Here is a 20,774-nt window from a genome sequence, read left to right on the forward strand (position 1 = left end):
TTCCTTATTTTTGGAAACCATAAAATACCTTGCCTGAGTTAAAAGTATACAAGACTATCATAAGGGGATAAGAGAAAACGATGGATTATGTGCTGACAATATTGCCCGTTCTTCTTAAGGGCCTGCAGCTATCGCTGACGATTTATGGGATTGTAATCATTTTGATTTTTCCTTTGGCAATTTTAGTAGCAATCGGCAAAGTGTCCGGCTCCCAAATTCTCAAAAGGATCTTATCTTTATACACCTGGATTTGGCGGGGTACACCACTTTTGCTTCAATTATTTTTTATTTATTTTGGTTTACCTCACTTTGGCATCAAGTTATCCCCAATGGTTTCAGTGGTCATTGCATTTGTATTGAATGTAGGAGCTTATGAAGCAGAAATTATTCGGGCAGGGATTGAATCGATAGACAAAGGGCAGTACGAAGCCGCCAAGGCTTTAGGAATGACCTATGTTCAAACAATGCGACGGATCATCATTCCCCAAACGATCAGACGGGTGTTGCCGGCCACCTGCAGTGAAGCCCTTCTCACCTTTAAGGATACGGCACTGGTGGCGGCTATTGGTATGGGTGATTTGTTACGCTCGGCCAAGGAAGTGGTTACGACCGATTTCAAAATTACAGCCTTTTTTATAGCCTTTATTATCTATCTAATTGTTTCCTCCATATTGGTTCAAGCGTTTACCAAATTAGAAAAGAAATATTCGATCTACGAATAACGAAAACAACAGAACAATTATAGGCGAACGTGAGGGGACAAGATAAAACAATGGATCATATGGAATATGTTCTTAATATACTTCCGTTTATCTTATCGGGTTTAAAGTTAACTGCGAAGATTTATGTGGCTACCTTGTTTTTGGCTCTGCCCTTGGGGCTTATAGCAGCTATTGGCAAAGTAAGCAACTCAAAAATAATCAAAAAGATATTATTCTTATATACATGGGTTTGGCGGGGGTCGCCATTGCTACTCCAGTTGTTCTTTATGTTTTATGGCTTACCTGTAATTGGCATTAGGCTTTCTCCTTTCGCCGCGGCGACGATAACCTATGCTCTAAATTATGGGGCATATTTGACGGAGATTTTTCGAGGTGGAATAGAATCTATCGACAAGGGGCAATATGAAGCGGCCAAAGCATTGGGGATGACTTATTCCCAGACGATGCGTCGAATAATCATTCCCCAAACTGTGAGACGTGTTTTGCCCCCTACATGCAGCGAAGCAGTAAACTTAGTAAAGGATACTGCCCTTCTGGCCGTTCTTGGTATGCCTGATTTATTACGTATTGCAACCCAGATTTTCACCAGGGATTTTGATATTACCTCATTTATTGTGGCATTTGTTTTGTACTTAATTATTTCTTCTGTTCTAGTCAAACTATTTGGGAAATTAGAGAAGATGTATTCGATTTATGAATAGGAGATGGAGATAAACCAATGACGATGATACGCATGAGCAATATTCATAAATATTTCGGCAGCCTCCATGTTTTGAAAGGGGTATCTCTAGAAGTAAAAAAAGGGGAAATTGTCGCCATTATTGGTCCCAGCGGGTCAGGTAAGAGCACGTTGCTTCGCTGTATGAATCAATTGGAGATGATTGACCAGGGCATAGTTGAAATAGAAGGGATCGTTGTAGAGGCAGCTGGTGATGTAGGAACTAAGATTACTGCCACTCATCAAGAAGTAAGGGCAACCTATCGAAAAATGGGTATGGTGTTCCAAAGCTTCAATCTTTTCCCCCATATGACAGCTTTGGGCAATGTGATGGAAGCGCCCATCTCCGTAAATAAGGCGACGAAAGCGGATGCAAGTCAAATTGCCGAGAAGCAATTAGCAAAGGTGGGGCTACTGGAGAAGAAAGATGCCTTCCCCTCCAAATTATCCGGGGGGCAAAAACAACGGGTGGCCATTGCTCGTGCTCTAGCCATGAACCCAGATATTATGCTTTTCGATGAACCGACATCAGCATTAGACCCAGAGTTAGTGGGAGAAGTATTGAATGTCATCAAAAAACTTGCTCAAGAGCATATGACTATGTTAATTGTGACCCATGAAATGGGGTTTGCTAAAGAAATATCCGACCGGGTGATTTTTATGGATGATGGTAAGATTTTGGAAGACAGTAGCCCGAAAGAGTTCTTTGAAAATCCTCGTCATCCGAGGATAAAAACGTTTTTGGAGAAAATGCTGTAATGCAGCAAATGCAAAAACATGGAATATCGGATATAATCATCTTAGATTGTGAAAACTGGGAGGTATTGGATATGATTATGACAACCACACCTTCAATTGAGGGCCGTAAAATTACAGCTTATATGGGGATTATTACTGGGGAAGCTATCATGGGTGCTAATATTATGCGTGATCTTTTTGCTAGCATTACGGATGTCATCGGCGGTCGTTCTGGAGCTTATGAGGAGAAATTACAGGATGCTCGGCTAATTGCCTTGCGTGAATTAGAAGAACATGCCGCACGGCTAGGAGCCAATGCTGTCGTGGGAATTGACTTAGATTATGAAGTCATCGGCCAAAGTGGAAGTATGTTAATGGTTAGCGCTTCTGGTACTGCAGTTCGTATAGAGTAGTACTTATTGAATATATGGAAAATTGATTGCCATGTAAGTTTCATTTCAATGAACCAGAAGAGAACCACTCCACAGGGGTGGTTTTTTCTTCTTGTTCATTGAAACTTTATCAGAATCATTTAATAACTTGTATATTTTATTCAAAGAAAAAGAAGGTATTTTCACATAATTCGCGAATTTATTCATTAGTGTTCTTTTTTGATACAAAATAGGATAAAAGTCACGAAAGAGGTGCACTTGTGCGTTCGCTTAAACATCAGATTTTTGTATTGCTAGTAGGTTCGCTTGTCCTACTAGCGGCTAGCTTCCTAGTGACTCTCGGCTTCTACATGAAGGATCGCGCTGTGGCAGCTGCAATTGTTAAAGTACAAACAGATTTAGCAACCTGTGGCGAAATTATTGATCAGAAATTTCCTGGCTCGTGGTCAGAGCAAAACGGGAATCTATATAAAGGACCCGATAAAATCAGTCTCAATAATGAATTAGTTGACCACTTATCCAATCTGACGGGGGACACTGTTACTCTATTTCTCGGGGAGACGCGGGTAGCTACAACAGTGCGTGGTTCAAACGGCGAACGGGCGATTGGTACTAAGGTTTCGACTAGTGTAGCTCAGAAAGTATTGCAGGATGGACAGACCTATGTAGGGCAGGCTAATGTAGTAGGCGAGTGGTACCAAACGGGTTATGTTCCATTACGCGCAGAGAGTGGTAAGATTATTGGAATCTTTTATGTAGGAATTTCCCATGCTTATGAGCTGGAAATTATTACGAGATCTTTGATCACCATGGCCGGAATAGGACTATCTTTAACGATCGCGGTAGCTCTTCTTACAATGTTTTTCCTTCAAAAGGTTATCATCTACCCTTTGCACAATATCGTAGCAGGAACAAGAGACGTAGCAGCGGGGAATCTCACCCAAACGGTTAAAGTTTCCGGGGCCAAGGAAATTGGGGAATTAGAGGATGCTTTTAACCAAATGGTAGAGCAAATCCAATCGCTTACAGAGGAGATTAACAGGGCAAACTCGGGTAATCCTAGGTATGACCCAACGTTAAATGACATTAATCAGCCCATAGAGCCGATCGAATGTGACCGAGAGATGACTGAGTTAAGCATTGATCGTGTTGTCGTTCCTGAGTCTAAGCAATTATCTAGGCTAGATAGCGCTGGATGCATTGGAGAGGGGGGGCTGCCTAAGGGTTTAAATCAAGCCACTCTAGGGCAGATAGTACAATTTTTGCAAGCGACCCGCCGACCCCTTTCAGCAGAGGAAGTCGCAGAAGGAGTTAAGCTTACTAGGGTCACGGTACGACGCTACCTCGAATTTCTGGAGAATAGCGGGTTGTTAAAATCCGAACAAAAATACGGCACGGTTGGACGACCAGTCAAGCTATTTATTCAGTTCTAAGTGATAAAAGGCCCCTATGGGGTCTTTTTCTCGTTTTGAACAATATAAGACAGAGACACTTACTTAAGTTACTTAACTCTTAAATAGAATTTTCTAAATTAATAAAACGTTTCATTTGTTTTTTTTATTCACAAAATACTTATTTAATGTTCATAAACACGACAGGATGGGTAATGAGGGCTAAACTAAGTCTAGATTCATTAGTCTTCCTCAGGCCAAATCGCAAACTAATAATTCAAGCCAATTAAGGGAGGTGTAAAAGTAGCCAGATAAATGCTCTTAATTAAAGGAGGATTTCAATGTGTAACAGCGCTTCGCCTAATGAGTTTGCTCAAAAACTGGATGACTATATCGACAATCTAACTCACAAAAAAGAAAACCTTATTGGCGTTTTACATTACGCTCAAGAAATTTATGGATATCTGCCCGACAATGTACAGTGGCATATTGCACAGAAACTTAATATACCTTCAGCTACAGTCTATGGTGTTGTGAGCTTCTACTCGTTTTTCACAATGATACCTAGAGGGGAACACGTAGTAAACGTATGCATGGGCACAGCCTGTTTTGTGCGAGGTGCGGATAAATTAAAAGATGAACTAGAAAATCAGTTAAAAATCAAAGCTGGAGAGACTACACCAGACAATCTATTCACCTTGGAAACTCTACGCTGTGTGGGAGCATGTGGGCTCGCCCCGGTTATGATCGTCGATGGCAAAGTCCATGGACGAATGCAAGAAGCACAAAATATTAATGAAGTCCTTGCTGAATATCGCCCGTAAAGTTAACAGGATAACAGGAAACTAATTAGTATAACTACCCATTGAGTTTAGCTGAACTTATCTAGGGACTTAGCTCCGCTTATCTACCACTTACGAAGTAGAAGTGTGATTGGGGTTAATCTTCGGAGAAATCAGCTTAAATGCACATGTGACTATGGTATGAAGCGTCACCGAAGGAAGGGAAAAGCTTTATGAAACTCAAAAATACCGATGCCTTGAATGCATTAAGAGCCCAAAGCCTTGAACTTATGGGATCACGTCAAGCCACTAATTCTGTTAGTACGGAAAAAGCTCTGGTAAGGCATGTTATGGTCTGTGGGGGACCTGGTTGCCACTCCTCAGGCAGTCCCCGCATAGCAGAAGTTCTGGAAGAAGAGCTGAACCAGCGAGGATTATCCGAACAGGTTAAGGTTTTCCAACCTGGCTGTTTTGGTTTTTGCGAGAAGGGCCCAATGATCGAAATCCACCCAGACAACATTACCTATTGTGAAGTTTCCGCCGAAGATGTAGCAACGATTGTTGAAGAACACTTTATAAAAGGAAACACAATAGAACACCTTCTATATATGGATCCGAATACCAAGGAGCGTTTCGCTACCAACCTCCCTTTCTATGATGGCCAACTTCGCATTGCCCTCCGTAATGTGGGTTATATTGCACCTGAAAATATTCTTGAATATTTCGCGGTAGATGGTTATCAAGCCTTAGCGAAAGTCCTTTTCGATATGACTCCTTTAGATGTCATTGATGCTCTAAAAGTAAGTGGACTCAGAGGACGTGGCGGCGCTGGTTTCCCGACGGGCTCAAAATGGGAATTTACACGTAAAAGTGAGGCCGACCAACGCTACATCATTTGTAATGCGGATGAAGGGGACCCGGGTGCTTTCATGGACCGTTCTGTTTTGGAAGGTGACCCTCATAGCGTTTTAGAGGCAATGCTCATCGCTGGCTCAGCAATTGGGGCTTCCGAGGGATTTATCTATGTCAGGGCAGAATACCCAGCAGCCATTCATCGTTTAAAAATCGCCATCGCCCAAGCCCGTGAATATGGGTTATTAGGGAAGAACATTTTAGGCAGTGATTTTTCCTTTGACATTGAGCTTAAATACGGAGCTGGGGCCTTCGTCTGTGGGGAAGAAACCGCTCTGATTCATTCTATCGAAGGGTCCCGCGGGGAACCTACAGTTAAACCTCCGTTTCCTGCCCAAAAGGGATTGTGGGGTAAACCTACCTGTGTCAACAATGTAGAAACGTTGGCGAATATTCCTGCCATTATTCTAAAAGGAGCCGATTGGTTTTCTGGAATAGGCACTGAAAAAAGCAAAGGAACTAAAGTGTTCGCTTTGGCTGGTAAAGTTAACAGCGTAGGGCTTGTCGAAGTTCCCATGGGGACCACTCTCCGGCAAATCATTTTTAACATGGGCGGAGGGATCAAAGGCCATAAAACGTTTAAGGCAGCACAAACTGGAGGCCCCTCTGGTGGATGTATTCCGACCAAGTTTTTAGATACCCCAATAGATTATGAGTCCTTAGCATCTATTGGCTCCATGATGGGATCTGGGGGACTCATTGTCCTAGATGAAGACGATTGTATGGTTAATATTGCTAGATTCTTCTTGGAATTTACGATGGATGAATCCTGTGGTCGCTGTACTGCCTGTCGAGTTGGTACTAAACGTCTTTATGAGATCCTGACCAAGATCACAGAAGGCAAAGGAACGTTAGAGGATTTGGACAATATGGAGAAACTGTGCAATATCATTAAGGACACGGCCCTTTGTGGGCTTGGCCAAAGTGCACCGAATCCCATTCTTTCCACCTTGAAATATTTCCGCGAAGAATATCTTGCGCATGTTGTCGATAAAACCTGTCCGGCCGGTGTATGTAAGAACTTGTTGAAATATGAAATCACAGATAAATGTGTAGGGTGTACCCTTTGTGTCAAGAAATGCCCCATGAATTGTATTACGGGCGCATCCAAGAAGCGTCACACCATCGACCAAGAACGCTGCCTGAAATGTGGGGCATGCATGGAACAATGCCGCGTCGTCGGTGCAATTATCCGCCGTTAAGATACCCCTAAAGGAGGACTCCGTATGGATATACAGCTAACTATCAATGACATAGCCCTTACAGTACCGGAGGGAATGTCCATCTTAGAAGCAGCTCGAACTATAAACATAGACATTCCAACCTTGTGCTATCTAAAACTTAATGAAATGCATTACAATAATAATATAGCGTCTTGCCGAGTATGTGTGGTCGAGGTCGAGGGTCGACGCAATCTGGCTTCCTCCTGTTCAACTCCTGTGTCGAGTGGCATGGTCGTTAAAACTGATTCCCTTCGTGCTATCCAGGCCAGACGAGCTATGGTTGAACTCCTGCTTTCGGATCACCCTAAATCCTGTTTGACCTGTTCTAAAAATCAAGACTGTGATCTTCAGTCTTTAGCCTCGGAATTGGGCGTACGCCATATCTCGTATGAAGGGGAAGAATCAGAGTTCGAAATCGACAGATCGAGTGCTTCCATTGTTCGAGATCCTAACAAATGTATCCGTTGCCGCCGCTGTGAAACGATGTGTAATGAAGTACAGACAGTCGGCGTATACTCTGCAGTGGGGCGTGGTTTTGAAACGGTGGTTAAAACGGCCTTCGATTTACCTCTTAGCAAAACCGCTTGTACGTTCTGCGGACAATGTATTGCAGTATGTCCTACTGGTGCTTTAACAGAATTAGATCAAGTCGACAAAGTCTGGAAAGCTCTCAACGATCCGAACCAATTTGTCGTCGTACAAACAGCACCAGCCGTACGGGTTGCTCTGGGGGAAGGATTTGGTTTAGAACCTGGGACGATTGTTACTGGGAAAATGGTTGCCGCTCTCAGACGACTGGGTTTTGACCGCGTATTTGACACGGACTTTGCTGCTGACTTGACGATTATGGAGGAAGCAACTGAGCTTGTTCATCGTATTCAACATGGTGGACGTCTACCTCTACTTACAAGTTGTTGCCCCGCTTGGGTCAAATTCTTTGAGCATCAATTCCCAGATCTATTAGACATCCCTTCAACCTGCAAATCCCCTCATGAGATGTTGGGGGTCTTAATCAAGAGCTATTATGCTAAAACTTTGGGAATTGATCCAAAAACTATTACCGTTGTCTCCGTAATGCCCTGTGTAGCTAAAAAGTATGAAGCGGCCCGCCCGGAACTTTCGCAAGGTGCGGAAACCGCAGATGTGGACATTGTCATCACCACACGCGAACTTGCTCGTATGATTCGGGAAGCCAGTATTCATTTTGATCACCTTAAAGACCAGGAGTTTGATCATCCCCTAGGGGAATCGACCGGTGCAGCTGTCATTTTCGGAGCGACTGGCGGAGTTCTGGAAGCAGCTCTACGGACGGCGTACGAGGTGCTAACTGGTGAAACTCTGGAAAAAGTGGAGTTTGAGGCTCTTCGGGGAATGGATGGCATCAAGGAAGCGGTTATTCCAATCGCTGGACGGGACTACAAGAGTGCAGTCATTCACGGTCTAGGTAACGCCCGCGCTGTTTTGGAGAAAATACAAGCTGGGGAAATCAATTATGACGTGATTGAGATAATGGCCTGCCCAGGTGGCTGTATCGGGGGCGGCGGACAACCTTATCATCATGGTAACATGGACATTCTTAAAGCCCGAGCAGAAGCAATTTACCGTGAAGATCGCGCCAAGCCCTTACGTAAGTCACACGAAAATTTGGCTATTAAAGGCTTGTACAAAGACTATTTGGGCGAACCATACGGAAAAAGGGCACATCAATTGCTGCATACAAGCTATACAGCACGAAAGAAAATCTAGTCTAGTCCTATAAATGGGTCCCAATGGATGTAAAAGTTCCTTCTGAAATTTAATAGGAACCACAAGGTTATTGGCTTGTGGTTCCTAATCGTACATGAATTATTAACCATATCATTATGAATGAAGATTACAGTTCATCACGGGTTTACGAGATGATTTCTTGCAGATATATTATTTCCTTTGGAAGAACTTCATATAGAGTGGAAAGTGAATTTATCTGTTGTGCTGGAGGTTTCTGGCATAGTGGATCGACAAAACTTTTACCCAATTGTAAGGATTGTTCTGAGCAAGAGGAGAAGGGTCAAAATTAATGCTAATTGTAGCCTTCTTACAGTTGTAGGAGGCTTTTTTGTTTTGGAGGAAACCAAGCATGAATAAGAGGATAGGCGTTATTGGCATTGTGGTTGAAGAATTCGAAAGTGCCTGTAAAGTTAATGAAACTTTACATGAGATGGCAGGCATCATAGTTGGAAGAATGGGAATCCCACGCAAGGAAAGGGGCATCTCGATTATCTCATTGATCGTTGAGGGGAGCTCAGATGAAATTAGTGCAATGACGGGAAAATTGGGAAAAATTCGAGGAGTCAATGTTAAATCAGCATTAACCAAAAAATAAGAGGAATGAATTTATTCTGGTAGTTGATGTATATGAAAGAAACGAGGTGTTCTCTAATGTCAATGTGCCTATTGGTAGAGAACTTTTCCCTTTAACACCATGGTTCTAAGCAAACTTTCACTCTAAGAAAGTTAAAAAAATAACTAATATTAATCTTTAAAAAGGAGTTTTAGGCTATGTATGAATGTAAGTCGAAAAATGCAACGGAGTTTATTGATGATGGTGAAATTCTTGCCACTCTTACCTATGCACAGGAAAACAAAAGAAATCGAGAACTGATTGATAGCCTGATAGAACGTGCAAAAGACTGTAAGGGCTTAACGCATCGCGAGGCTGCTGTTCTGCTGGAATGTGATCTGGAAGATGAAAAAGAAAAAATGTTCAAACTGGCTAAGGAGATTAAGCAAAAGCTTTATGGCAACCGTATTGTCATGTTTGCTCCACTATATCTTTCAAACTACTGCGTAAACGGCTGCGTGTACTGTCCCTATCACAATAAAAATAAAACCATATCTCGTAAAAAGCTTTCGCAGGAGGATATTGTGCGAGAGGTTATCGCCTTGCAGGATATGGGACACAAACGCTTAGCTTTAGAAACAGGAGAAGACCCTGTGAACAATCCAATTGAATATGTTCTAGAAAGTATGAAGACCATTTATAGTATTAAGCATAAAAACGGAGCTATCCGCCGCGTCAATGTTAATATTGCTGCAACAACTGTAGAAAATTATCGCAAGCTCAAGGAAGCGGATATTGGAACTTACATACTTTTTCAGGAAACCTATAACAAAAAAAGCTATGAGGAGCTGCATCCCACAGGGCCAAAGCACGACTACGCCTATCATACCGAAGCGATGGATCGTGCCATGGAGGGCGGTATTGACGATGTGGGAATTGGAGTTTTGTTCGGCTTAAATATGTACCGTTATGACTTTGTCGGTTTGCTCATGCATGCTGAGCATTTAGAAGCAGCAATGGGTGTGGGGCCACATACCATCAGCATTCCACGCATCCGCCCCGCCGATGATATAGACCCAAAAAGTTTTTCGGATGCAATCTCAGATGATATTTTTGCAAAAATTGTGGCTGTTATTCGTATTGCCACCCCTTATACGGGGATGATTATTTCCACCCGAGAATCGCAAACAACCCGCGAACATGTGTTAAAATTGGGCATATCCCAGATAAGCGGAGGCTCAAGTACCAGTGTTGGTGGATATGTTGAGCCGGAAGCACCGGATGATAACTCGGCGCAATTCGAAGTAAACGATACCCGCACATTGGATGAGATTGTAAACTGGCTCTTGGGATTGGGCTATATTCCGAGCTTCTGCACCGCCTGCTATCGTGAAGGGCGTACCGGTGATCGTTTTATGAGCCTTGTAAAGGCAGGGCAGATTGCAAACTGCTGTCAGCCAAATGCTTTAATGACACTTAAAGAATATTTAGAGGATTATGCTTCGCCGGATACCAAGAAAAAGGGTGAGGCAGTAATTGAAAATGAGATTCCCTGCATACCAAATGAGAAGGTTCGGGCAATTGCAATAGAGCATTTGAACGAAATTAAAGAAGGAAAGCGAGATTTCCGTTTCTAACAGCCTTCTTTGTACTAGTCAATCGCCACGAGCAATTGACTAGTACTTTGGCAAAAATTACAGTCTAAATGTGTGGAGGAAATTCCTCGGAGGAGATAACATGAACTTTAGAATAGAAAAGGACCATATTGGAGAAAGGAAGATTCCGGAAGCGAACTATTATGGAATTAACTCAAGAAGAGCCCAAGAAAACTTCAATTTAGGTTCCAAAAGTGTCAATCTAAAGCTTATCTATGAAATTGCTTTAATTAAAAAGGCGGCGGCCAGTGTAAATAAACGATTAAAACAACTGACAGAGGATAAAGCAAATTCCATAATTCAGGCAAGTGAGGAAGTTATACAAGGGAAATTTGATCAGGAATTTATGATAAGTGCTTTTCAAGGAGGAGCAGGTACATCCACTAATATGAATGTGAATGAGGTCATTGCTAACAGGGCCATTGAGATATTAGGTGGATCAAAAGGTGACTATGATCTTGTACATCCTCTAAATGATGTGAACATGTCGCAATCGACCAATGATGTTTATCCAACAGCACTTAGAATTGCCGCAATTCATTTGCTCAGAAAATTAAGCGATTCCCTTGCGAAACTTCAGGAAGCGTTACAGGGAAAGGAAAATGAATTCAGTGATGTGATCAAGCTTGGCAGGACTGAGCTTATGGATGCGTTGCCAATGATGCTTGGACAGGGATTTGGTGCTTATGCAAAGGCAATGGAACGAGATCGATGGAGAGTTTACAAAGTCGAAGAACGATTAAGACTAATTAATCTTGGGGGTACTGCCCTTGGTACTGGGGTTAATGCCTCGCACAAGTACATATTTATGATCACAGATACCATTCAGGAGTTAACAGGACTAGGGTTAGCTAGATCTGATTATCCCATGGATATAACCCAAAATAACGATGTTTTCGTAGAAGTCTCAGGGCTTTTAAAAGCCTGCAGTACCAATTTGTTGAAAATATCAAATGACCTAAGATTATTAGCTTCAGGGCCTAAGGGAGGGTTCGGTGAAATAGAGCTCCCTCAGATGCAGGCCGGTTCGACAATTATGCCGGGAAAAGTGAACCCGGTAATACCAGAGATGATTGCCCAAGTTGCCATGAGAGTTATGGCAAATGATTATGCGATTACAATGGCTGCTTCCTCAGGGCAGCTTGAGCTCAATGCCTTTACCCCTCTCATCGCGGAATGTTTGTTGGAATCCCTAGAACTTCTGAATAATGGAGTCACGATCTTTAGAGAGAAGTGCATTGAAGGAATAATAGCCAATAAAGAAAAATGCCAAGAAACTCTCGAAACGTCAGCAGTACTGGTTGCAGCTTTAGTTCATCATTTAGGGTATGATCAAGCCGGTCACATTGCAAGAAAAGCTTTAAACGAACATAAGACAATAAGGGAAATAGTGAAAGAGGAAACTGATTTTTCCGATATGAGGATTGATGAACTATTGAATCCATTTGAAGTCACAAAACCGGGAATACCAGGAATGTCGGAAAAGTTGAACTTGCGGAGGGATTTAGATGAGCTTAAATGAAGCGCCAAGAAGCGTAAGAGTGCATTTAGCGCTATTTGGAAAGAGGAATACGGGGAAATCCAGCGTAATTAATGCTATAACAGGACAGGAAACAGCCATCGTGTCCGAAGTGAAAGGCACAACGACTGACCCAGTCTTTAAGTCAATGGAACTATTACCGATAGGGCCCTGTGTAATCATAGATACAGCGGGAATTGACGATGTGGGAGCGTTAGGACAGCTCAGGATCAATAAAACTCTGGAGGTTCTAGATAAAACAGATGTGGCACTGCTCATAGTAGATATTAAAGCAGGAATTAGTGATGACGATAGGTTTGTCATGACTAAATTTAAAGAAAAGAAGAAGCCAATTATAGTAGTTTTAAATAAGCTGGATACCTTTGAAAATGAAGACCATGAAAAAATAGTGACTAGTCTTCAAGAAGAATTAAATACCCTAGTCGTCGCTATATCAGCTCTTAAAGGGCGGGGAATTAAAGAATTAAAAGACGCCATCATCTCAGTTATACCAGAGGATCAAGATAAGTTTAAAATTTTGGGTGATTTAATTAATCCTGGTGATTTTGTTGTGCTTGTTACGCCTATTGATAAGGCAGCTCCAAAGGGAAGGCTTATTCTTCCTCAACAGCAAACCATCCGAGACGTACTGGAAAGTGATGCTATGGCTATCGTAACCAAGGAATACGAACTCAGAGAAACCTTAAGTAATCTCGTTAAAAAACCAAAGCTGGTAATAACGGATTCGCAAGTTTTTTTGAAGGTCGCTGCAGATACCCCCAAAGACATATTAATGACATCATTTTCAATCTTATTTGCCAGACAAAAGGGAGATTTAACAGAATTTGTAAAGGGTGCCAAAGCGATTGAAACACTAAAGGATGGAGACAAGGTTTTAATAGCAGAAGGGTGTACCCATCACAGGCAATCGGATGATATTGGCAGTGTGAAGATACCCAGATGGATCCGGCAGAGAACTGGTAAACAGATAGAGTTTGAATTCTCCGCGGGGTCCAGCTTTACGGATGACGTAAAAAAATACGCATTAATTGTTCACTGTGGAGCTTGTATGATGAACAGAACCGGGATGCTCAACAAAGTAAAAAGTGCAAAATGCCATCATGTACCTATTGTAAACTACGGTATTCTCATTGCCTATGTTCAGGGATTACTCCCGAGAGCGCTCGAACCATTTCCACTTGCTAAAATGACTTTGGAAGAAGACCTACTGTAAAAGGGATTTAACCCACTTATCTCCAACCTAAGATGAGGGAATTTTATTGGCGGATAGACAACCGATGAACTTTACTGGATGGGGTTAGTTGATCACTACGGAGGGGAGCGAGCGATAGATGAGTAATCTGCATAATTTATTGGAGAAAGCCTATCAAACGAACAATCTTGCAAGAGAGGAAATCATAGATCTCTTAGAGAACATAACTCACACCGATAGGGAGGTCCTCTATAATTATGCCCTAAAGACGAAACAGGATAAGTACGGGAATAAGGTTTACTTGAGAGGGCTCATCGAGTTCTCGAACATTTGCCGGCAGGATTGCTTGTATTGCGGAATTCGGGCTTCCAATGCGAAGGTGGAACGTTACCGGTTAACACCAGAAAAAATTTTAGCCTGCTGCGATGAAGGGTATAAATTAGGCTATCGGACGTTTGTCTTGCAAAGCGGTGAAGATCTTTGGTATACAGAGGAGATTTTCGTTGCTTTACTTGGCGAGATCAAGAGTCGTTATCCAGAGGTAGCCATTACCCTATCCATTGGCGAGCGGAGAGTGGAAACCTATCAAAGTCTCTTTGCCGCAGGTGCAGATCGCTTTCTAATGCGCCATGAAACAGCTTCGAAAGAACTGTATGAAACGTTACACCCGACGATGCTCTTTGATAACCGCCGGGCCTGTTTAACTGCCCTGAAAGGTCTTGGCTATCAAGTGGGCGCTGGGTTTATGGTGGGGCTTCCTGGGCAAACGTTTGCGGATTTGGCAGAAGACTTACAATATTTAAAGGAACTTCGTCCAGACATGATTGGGATTGGACCTTTTATTCCGCATAGTGAGACACCTTTGGGTGCGGAAAAAGGTGGAACGATTGAAGATACGTTGGTGATGGTTGCACTGGCTCGCCTGCTTATTCCAGATAGCCTTATCCCGGCCACGACCGCCCTTGGTACTTTGCATCCGCAAGGCAGAGAGATGGCCTTGAAAGCAGGTGCCAACGTTCTGATGCCGATTATCACCCCCACCTTCGTAAGAAAACAATACGAACTTTACCAAAACAAAATTTGTGTAGAGGATCGTCCGGAAGATTGCCGATATTGCATAGAACGTAGGATACAATCGGTGGGGTTTGAAGCGGATATGGGTAGAGGGGATAGTCTACAGTTTATCTCACAGAGAACAACTGAGAGCTTTGGAGCGAGCTAGTAAGCTTTCATAGATATTTAATTTGGACAAATCGGAAGGAAAGGTTACAATATTACAAAAGAATCTGTATAATTTCTGGAAGGGTGATTTTAAATGGATACTAAGATTAATATCTTGGCTTTTACAGGAAGCCTACGTCGCAATTCATACAACAAGGCGTCTTTACGAGCTGCGAGGGACCTAGTGCCTGAGGGCGCAAGCTTAGATATAGTGGATCTCGCGCTTATCCCATTTTTTAATGAGGATTTGGAGGCTGAAGGGATTCCTCAAGTGGTGGTAGATTTCAAAAGGAAAATAGCCTTGGCCGATGCACTCCTAATTGCTACACCAGAGTACAACTATTCAATACCACCCGTATTAAAAAATGCCTTAGATTGGGCCTCTCGGGGTACGGATTTGCCATTGTATGGTAAGCCATTGGCAATCATGAGTGCCTCCCCTAGTATGTTTGGAGGAGTACGTGCTCAGTATCACTTGCGCCAGGTTTGTGTTGTACTTAATCTCTTGCTGCTTAATAAACCGGAAGTATTTATAATGAATGCAAATACTAAGTTTGATCAGGATGGGACGTTGATGGATGACTATACTCGAAATGTGATTTCTAAGCTTTTGCAGGCTCTGGTGGATAAAGCCCGGGAGTTAAATGAAAAATAAGATACGTTTGAAGCCAGGGATCATGTCTTGTGGTTAAAAAAACCGGTACCTATTTTTAGATCCTTAGCAGAGGCCACGACTGCATAATTGAATTAATAGTTGTTAGATATGGAGTAGATTGTTATTGCTTTTGTCAGTGTTAAGAAGTATATCTTAAGAAGAGGAGGCTATAGAGAATTTAATGGATGATAAACTGATAAAACTTCTTAAAAACGATCGATTTGCTACTTTTATTGGCATAGAGCTTGTTAAAATGGAGCCAGGATACGCTGTAGCGAAAATGAATATTTCGAAGAACCACTTAAATGGTGTTGATATGATCCAAGGGGGAGTAATCTTTACGTTAGCAGATTTCGCTTTTGCGGCCGCAGCTAATGCAAGTGGACACGTAACTGTGGGAATTAATGCTAATATTGCCTTTTTAAAAGCATCTAAAGGGAAGACTTTAATCGCTGAAGCCAAAGAAGTATCGGTTTCTAAGAAAATTGCTCATTATAATGTTGATGTGTTTAATGAAGACAAAGACCATATTGCCCAAGTAAGCGTCACTGGCTATAAAAAGAGTGAATAAATAGATGACGGGGTGCAACACTTTGGGCAAACCAGAAGATAGTCTCGCAGAGTTTAATCGAGCTCGGATTAATGATGAAGCTGTGAATATAGAAAAAGTCTATTTTTACAAGACGGACAAGAGAGTGAATCCTAAGCAAGAAGATCCTTTTTGGTTTTCCCTCGGGAAGTTGCCAGTTTTGGTGTCGGCCCCGCATGCTGTAAGGCATTATAGACAAAAAAAATAAAAATGTCCGATCAATTCACCGGTTCTATCGTATTCCTATTAAACCAACTAACGGGTTGTCATGCTATCGCAACGACTAAGCTTTATGGTGGAGATCCTAATTTTGACAACCCTTGCATATATAAGGAAAGAATCGCTGAGATTTGTGATAGGGAAAAAGTAAAGTTCGTCCTTGACATTCATGGAGCAGCCCGTGAACGCGGATTCGATGTGGATTTTGGCACGAATAATGGGAAAACCCTTCTAGGTAAGGCTGGAGTGCTAGAAACGATTCAGCATCATTTTAGAGACTTTGAGTTGAGCAGAATCTCCCATGACCATTTTCCTGCTTCTGGGCCTAATACTATCGCTAATTACATAGCACGTGAATTGAGAATTCCAGCGGTGCAAGTGGAGATCAACAAGCAATATAGGGTACCGGCTCAAAATCCCATAGGTTTTCATCGATTACTAGGTGCCTTAGTTCAAAGTGTCAAAGAATTAGCCTAAAAGAAATTTTCACAAAGGTATTGATTTATACTTAAAATGATTATAAAATAAGACATAAATTAATTTATGAAATTTGAGGAGGATTTATTACGATGAAATTTATATGTTCAGTATGCGGTTATGTTCATGAAGGAAATGAAGCGCCGGAACACTGCCCACAATGTAAGGCACCAAAGGCAAAATTCTCACAAAAAGTGGAGGGTGTAATGCAGTGGGCGGATGAGCACAAAATCGGTATTGCCCAGGGAGTTGATTCTGACATACTTGAAGGCTTAAGAGCTAATTTTACAGGGGAATGTACTGAAGTTGGAATGTACCTGGCTATGAGTCGTCAAGCGGATCGAGAAGGTTATCCGGAGATAGCTGAGGCTTATAAAAAGATAGCTTTTGAAGAAGCAGACCATGCAGCTAAGTTTGCGGAGTTACTCGGTGATGTCGTGTATGCTGATACAAAAAAGAACTTACAATTAAGAGTTGAGGCAGAATTTGGAGCATGTCAGGGTAAGAAAGATATTGCAACCAAAGCTAAGCAATTAAATTATGATGCTATTCATGATACTGTCCACGAAATGTGTAAGGATGAAGCAAGGCATGGGTCTGCGTTTAAAGGTCTTTTAGAAAGATACTTTAAATAAAAACTGCTGAATACATTTTCACTAATTATATTAAACCAATCAAAAAGAAAAACCCGCTGAATGCAGCGGGTTTTTTCAAGGCCGTTTTTATGTACAGATATTGGTTACTAAACAATTTGTAGAATAGCGTAGCTAACTCCCACGACTAGAATTGATAATAATAAGGTGCCACCTATAATAATAAGATTTTGTTTTTTGGTATTAATTTTGTGCCAGAGCAAAAGAATCCCTCCGTAGTTTAATTTCCGTTTAATTGTACCCTTCTCTTCATGAGAAAAAAATAGACCTAAAGTCCTAATGCTCTAGCAAAAGGTCCTAATAGATGCTTGTGGTCATCACACGTCATATCGTTTTGGCAAACTTTTCAGACCTGGAAATTTATTATAGGGTGTATAGGTTTGACAAGTTCACGAAATTGAAGTACACTTACTCTTGTTAAGAGGGAGTAGTTGAATTACAAAGGCAACATACCCGGTAAGGAGACTTACCTGACTTTGTAAACCTATGAGGTAACGAGACTTTTGACATGGCCTAGTTTGGGCTGTGTCAAAGGTCTTTTTTGTTACTATCCTTAGAGTAATTGCCAAGTCCTGAGGTTCAATATGTCGTAAGGAGTGGTTATCTTCGATTAAAAAGTTATGAATTAATGGAGTTCTAGCAAGTGGAATTTTAAAGGAGGATTATATACGTGGATTTTTTTCAGAAAGAGGCCAATGAAGTTATTGCGGAATTAACTAGCAACGAAGAGATGGGATTAGCTACCTCTGAAGTTGAAGCCAGAACCCTTCGCTATGGGAAAAACAGCTTTACCCCCAAAGAAAAAGAAAGCATTTTAGTAAAGATATTCGACAACTTAAAAGAACCTCTGATTGTCATTCTTTTGATTTCTGGGTTGATATCATTGGCAATGGGTCATATTCCAGATGGCATCGGGATTTTTGTGGCTGTCTTAATTGCCACATCGATTGCTGTTATTCAAGAGGGTAAGTCGGATAAAGCCTTTGAAGCATTATCAAAGTTAAGTGATGATGTTCAGGTTAAAGTGGTGAGAGATCGCCAAATTGTTTATGTAGCACAAAGCGACCTGACACTGGGGGATATTATACATTTGGAAACGGGGGATAAGGTTCCTGCTGACGCGAGGATCGTGCATTCTTCCAATCTGGAGATTGACGAATCCATGCTTACGGGAGAAGCTGAAGCTGTTTCCAAACGATCCAACAAAATCGAACGAGATGATTGCCCCTTGGCAGAACGAAAGAATATGCTTTACTCTGGAACCATGGTAATTGAAGGAAGGGTCATAGCTATTGTAACTGGCATTGGCGATGCGACTGAAATGGGTAAAATAGCGAATGAACTCAAAGAAGAAACCACATCTCAAACCCCGCTTCAACAAAAGTTAGCTGATCTTGGCAAACGAATTTCTATTATTGGATCGATTGTGGCAGCTGGTATCTTTGTTTTCGAGTTGTTCAACATGTATAGGGCTGGCATTCTTGTCTTTAATAATCTCGGAGCGGCCCTTCCTGGGATAAAAGATGCCTTTATTACGTCCGTGGCGCTGATTGTTGCGGCTGTTCCAGAAGGATTGCCAACAATGGTTGCCATTACCTTAGCTTTCAATATGCAAAAAATGGCTAAGAACAATGCCTTAGTTCGCAAGCTTATTGCGTGTGAAACCATAGGCTCTGTGAATGTCATATGTTCTGATAAAACAGGAACGTTGACGGAAAACAGGATGACCGTTGTTGACGTTTGGTGTGATGGGAAGCTGGTTCCAGTCGATAAGTTGCACCGTGATGAAATGCTGGAGAATTTCTGTGTCAACTCGACAGCGGATATCTCGAAATATGACGATGGTTTCGAATTTCTTGGTAATCCCACAGAATGCTCTCTGCTAGTCTGTGCGGAAAAGAACAAGATCAACTATCTTCATTACCGAAAAAAGGTTGGAGATCCTGTATGTGAATACAATTTTACTTCGGCAAGAAAAATGATGTCAACTGCTTATTCCATGGAGAAAGGCTATAGACTCTATACAAAGGGTTCTCCTGAAAAAGTGTTGAATATTTGTGATCGGTTACTTTTCGAAGGATCGATTATTCCGATGACCCAGGAGCATAAGAATGCCATTGAAGAATCGATAACGAAGCTACAGGACAATGCCAGGCGAGTACTTGCGTTTGCCTTCGATGATTTTAGTGCTGAGCCTCAATGGGAAGATATCTATAACGTGGAGAAAGGTCTTGTATTTACAGGGTTTGTAGGGATCGAAGATCCTTTGCGAATGGATGTGAAAGAAGCTATTGATCAATGTCGACAAGCTGGTATTACGGTTAAAATTCTAACAGGGGACAACATTAATACAGCCAGAGCTATTGCCAATCAACTCGGAATTGTTAAGAAGGACTCTTTAGTGCTCGAAGTTACGGATATCGATAGCATGAGTGACCAAGAGTTGAAGAGTAAACTCGATAGAATTGTGGTTATCGCACGGTCAAATCCTACTGCTAAAATGAGAGTTGTAAAACTCCTGAAGGAAAAAAATGATTCAGTGGTTGTAACGGGTGATGGTATTAATGACGCACCTGCCTTGAAAGCAGCGGATGTCGGGGTTGCAATGGGGATTGCGGGAACTGAAGTATCCAAGGAAGCGGCAGATATTGTCCTATTAGACGACTCCTTTTCTACGATTGTTAAAGCGATTAAGTGGGGAAGAGGAATTTATGAGAACTTCCAACGATTTATTCAGTTTCAGCTAACGGTGAACGTCGTAGCTTTTCTAACTGTTATACTAGCGGAAGTCATGGGGTACAAAATGCCCTTTACCACCTTACAATTGTTATGGGTCAACATTATCATGGACGGACCGCCGGCGTTAACGTTGGGGTTAGAACCACCGAGAGAGCATTTGCTTGACAAACAGCCCATTAAAAGAAATGCATCTATTGTTACGAAGGACATGCTATTTAAGATTGTTTCCAACGGTATGTTCATTGTTACAGCCTTGTTATTGATCATGAAAACTCAAGTTCTTGGAGGTACGGAAACACAACAATCAACGATCGTGTTCACTTCGTTTGTGCTGTTTCAGCTATGGAATGCGTTCAACAGTAGAGAGTTCGGAGTGACAAGTATATTTGCCAACATTCTAAAAAATAAGGCCATGGTTGGGATCGTGTTTCTGACATTCCTAATTCAGGTCTTAGTCACACAGTTTGGAGGAAGCGTCTTCAAAACTGTTCCGCTTGAAGTAGCTTTGTGGCTTAAGATGATTGGATTCACGTTTAGTGTCGTGGTCTTTAGCGAAGTGATAAAGCTCGTAACGAGGGGTATTCGAGCAATCACTGCTGACGCTCAATAACCGTGCACCAATCCGAAACAACCCAA

The 20,774-nt window shown here is 41.9% G+C and carries 17 protein-coding genes and 1 pseudogene; all 18 read left to right on the forward strand.

Annotated features, from left to right (window positions below):
- Positions 1–80: 80 nt before the first annotated feature.
- The 18 genes and pseudogenes from E4K68_RS12965 to E4K68_RS13050 all read left to right on the forward strand — a co-directional run bounded on the left by E4K68_RS12965 (position 81) and on the right by E4K68_RS13050 (position 20,748).
- The gene (locus E4K68_RS12965; protein ID WP_135379366.1) at positions 81–722 is read left to right on the forward strand and encodes an amino acid ABC transporter permease; all 642 of its coding nucleotides are present in this window, start codon (positions 81–83) and stop codon (positions 720–722) included.
- Between the two features lie 50 nt (positions 723–772).
- A complete protein-coding gene (locus tag E4K68_RS12970) occupies positions 773–1,423 on the forward strand; it encodes an amino acid ABC transporter permease (RefSeq protein WP_135379367.1) in 651 nt (216 codons plus the stop codon).
- 17 nt (positions 1,424–1,440) lie between these two features.
- Entirely contained in the window at positions 1,441–2,199 is a 759-nt protein-coding gene (locus E4K68_RS12975) for an amino acid ABC transporter ATP-binding protein (protein ID WP_135379368.1), read from the forward strand.
- 71 nt (positions 2,200–2,270) lie between these two features.
- Positions 2,271–2,591, forward strand: a complete 321-nt coding sequence (locus E4K68_RS12980) for a heavy metal-binding domain-containing protein (protein WP_135379369.1) — start codon at positions 2,271–2,273, stop codon at positions 2,589–2,591.
- A 239-nt stretch (positions 2,592–2,830) separates the two neighbouring features.
- On the forward strand, positions 2,831–4,003 hold the full coding sequence (locus tag E4K68_RS12985) for a cache domain-containing protein (RefSeq protein ID WP_135379370.1): 1,173 nt from the start codon (positions 2,831–2,833) through the stop codon (positions 4,001–4,003).
- A 299-nt stretch (positions 4,004–4,302) separates the two neighbouring features.
- Positions 4,303–4,785, forward strand: a complete 483-nt coding sequence (locus E4K68_RS12990; protein ID WP_135379371.1) for an NAD(P)H-dependent oxidoreductase subunit E — start codon at positions 4,303–4,305, stop codon at positions 4,783–4,785.
- Between the two features lie 191 nt (positions 4,786–4,976).
- Positions 4,977–6,857, forward strand: a complete 1,881-nt coding sequence (locus E4K68_RS12995) for an NADH-quinone oxidoreductase subunit NuoF (RefSeq protein ID WP_135379372.1) — start codon at positions 4,977–4,979, stop codon at positions 6,855–6,857.
- 24 nt (positions 6,858–6,881) lie between these two features.
- Positions 6,882–8,624: an NADH-dependent [FeFe] hydrogenase, group A6 gene (locus E4K68_RS13000; RefSeq protein WP_135379373.1), complete on the forward strand. Its 1,743-nt coding sequence runs from the start codon at positions 6,882–6,884 to the stop codon at positions 8,622–8,624.
- Between the two features lie 370 nt (positions 8,625–8,994).
- Complete coding sequence (locus E4K68_RS13005) at positions 8,995–9,240, forward strand: TM1266 family iron-only hydrogenase system putative regulator (RefSeq protein ID WP_135379374.1); 246 nt, start codon at positions 8,995–8,997, stop codon at positions 9,238–9,240.
- A gap of 176 nt (positions 9,241–9,416) precedes the next feature.
- Positions 9,417–10,835, forward strand: a complete 1,419-nt coding sequence (gene hydG / locus E4K68_RS13010; RefSeq protein WP_135379375.1) for a [FeFe] hydrogenase H-cluster radical SAM maturase HydG — start codon at positions 9,417–9,419, stop codon at positions 10,833–10,835.
- A 100-nt stretch (positions 10,836–10,935) separates the two neighbouring features.
- Positions 10,936–12,375 (forward strand): aspartate ammonia-lyase, encoded by a 1,440-nt coding sequence (locus E4K68_RS13015; protein WP_135379376.1) that lies wholly within the window; start codon positions 10,936–10,938, stop codon positions 12,373–12,375.
- Entirely contained in the window at positions 12,362–13,606 is a 1,245-nt protein-coding gene (gene hydF / locus E4K68_RS13020) for a [FeFe] hydrogenase H-cluster maturation GTPase HydF (RefSeq protein ID WP_135379377.1), read from the forward strand. The genes E4K68_RS13015 and hydF overlap by 14 nt, the downstream gene beginning before the upstream one ends.
- Positions 13,607–13,724: 118 nt before the next feature.
- Positions 13,725–14,807 carry a [FeFe] hydrogenase H-cluster radical SAM maturase HydE gene (gene hydE / locus E4K68_RS13025; protein WP_199241765.1) on the forward strand — a complete coding sequence of 361 codons (1,083 nt, stop codon included), beginning with the start codon at positions 13,725–13,727 and terminating at the stop codon, positions 14,805–14,807.
- A gap of 93 nt (positions 14,808–14,900) precedes the next feature.
- Entirely contained in the window at positions 14,901–15,461 is a 561-nt protein-coding gene (locus E4K68_RS13030) for an NAD(P)H-dependent oxidoreductase (protein ID WP_135379378.1), read from the forward strand.
- Positions 15,462–15,642: 181 nt separating this feature from the next.
- Positions 15,643–16,032: a PaaI family thioesterase gene (locus E4K68_RS13035; protein ID WP_135379379.1), complete on the forward strand. Its 390-nt coding sequence runs from the start codon at positions 15,643–15,645 to the stop codon at positions 16,030–16,032.
- Positions 16,033–16,036: 4 nt separating this feature from the next.
- A pseudogene (locus E4K68_RS13040) lies at positions 16,037–16,746 on the forward strand (hypothetical protein).
- A gap of 92 nt (positions 16,747–16,838) precedes the next feature.
- Entirely contained in the window at positions 16,839–17,381 is a 543-nt protein-coding gene (locus E4K68_RS13045) for an NADH peroxidase (protein ID WP_135379380.1), read from the forward strand.
- A gap of 688 nt (positions 17,382–18,069) precedes the next feature.
- Positions 18,070–20,748, forward strand: coding sequence for a calcium-translocating P-type ATPase, PMCA-type (locus E4K68_RS13050; protein ID WP_135379381.1), 2,679 nt, complete (start codon positions 18,070–18,072; stop codon positions 20,746–20,748).
- Positions 20,749–20,774 lie beyond the last annotated feature (26 nt).

The sequence above is a fragment of the Desulfosporosinus sp. Sb-LF genome, from assembly GCF_004766055.1.
In the GTDB taxonomy this organism is placed as follows: Bacteria; Bacillota; Desulfitobacteriia; order Desulfitobacteriales; family Desulfitobacteriaceae; genus Desulfosporosinus.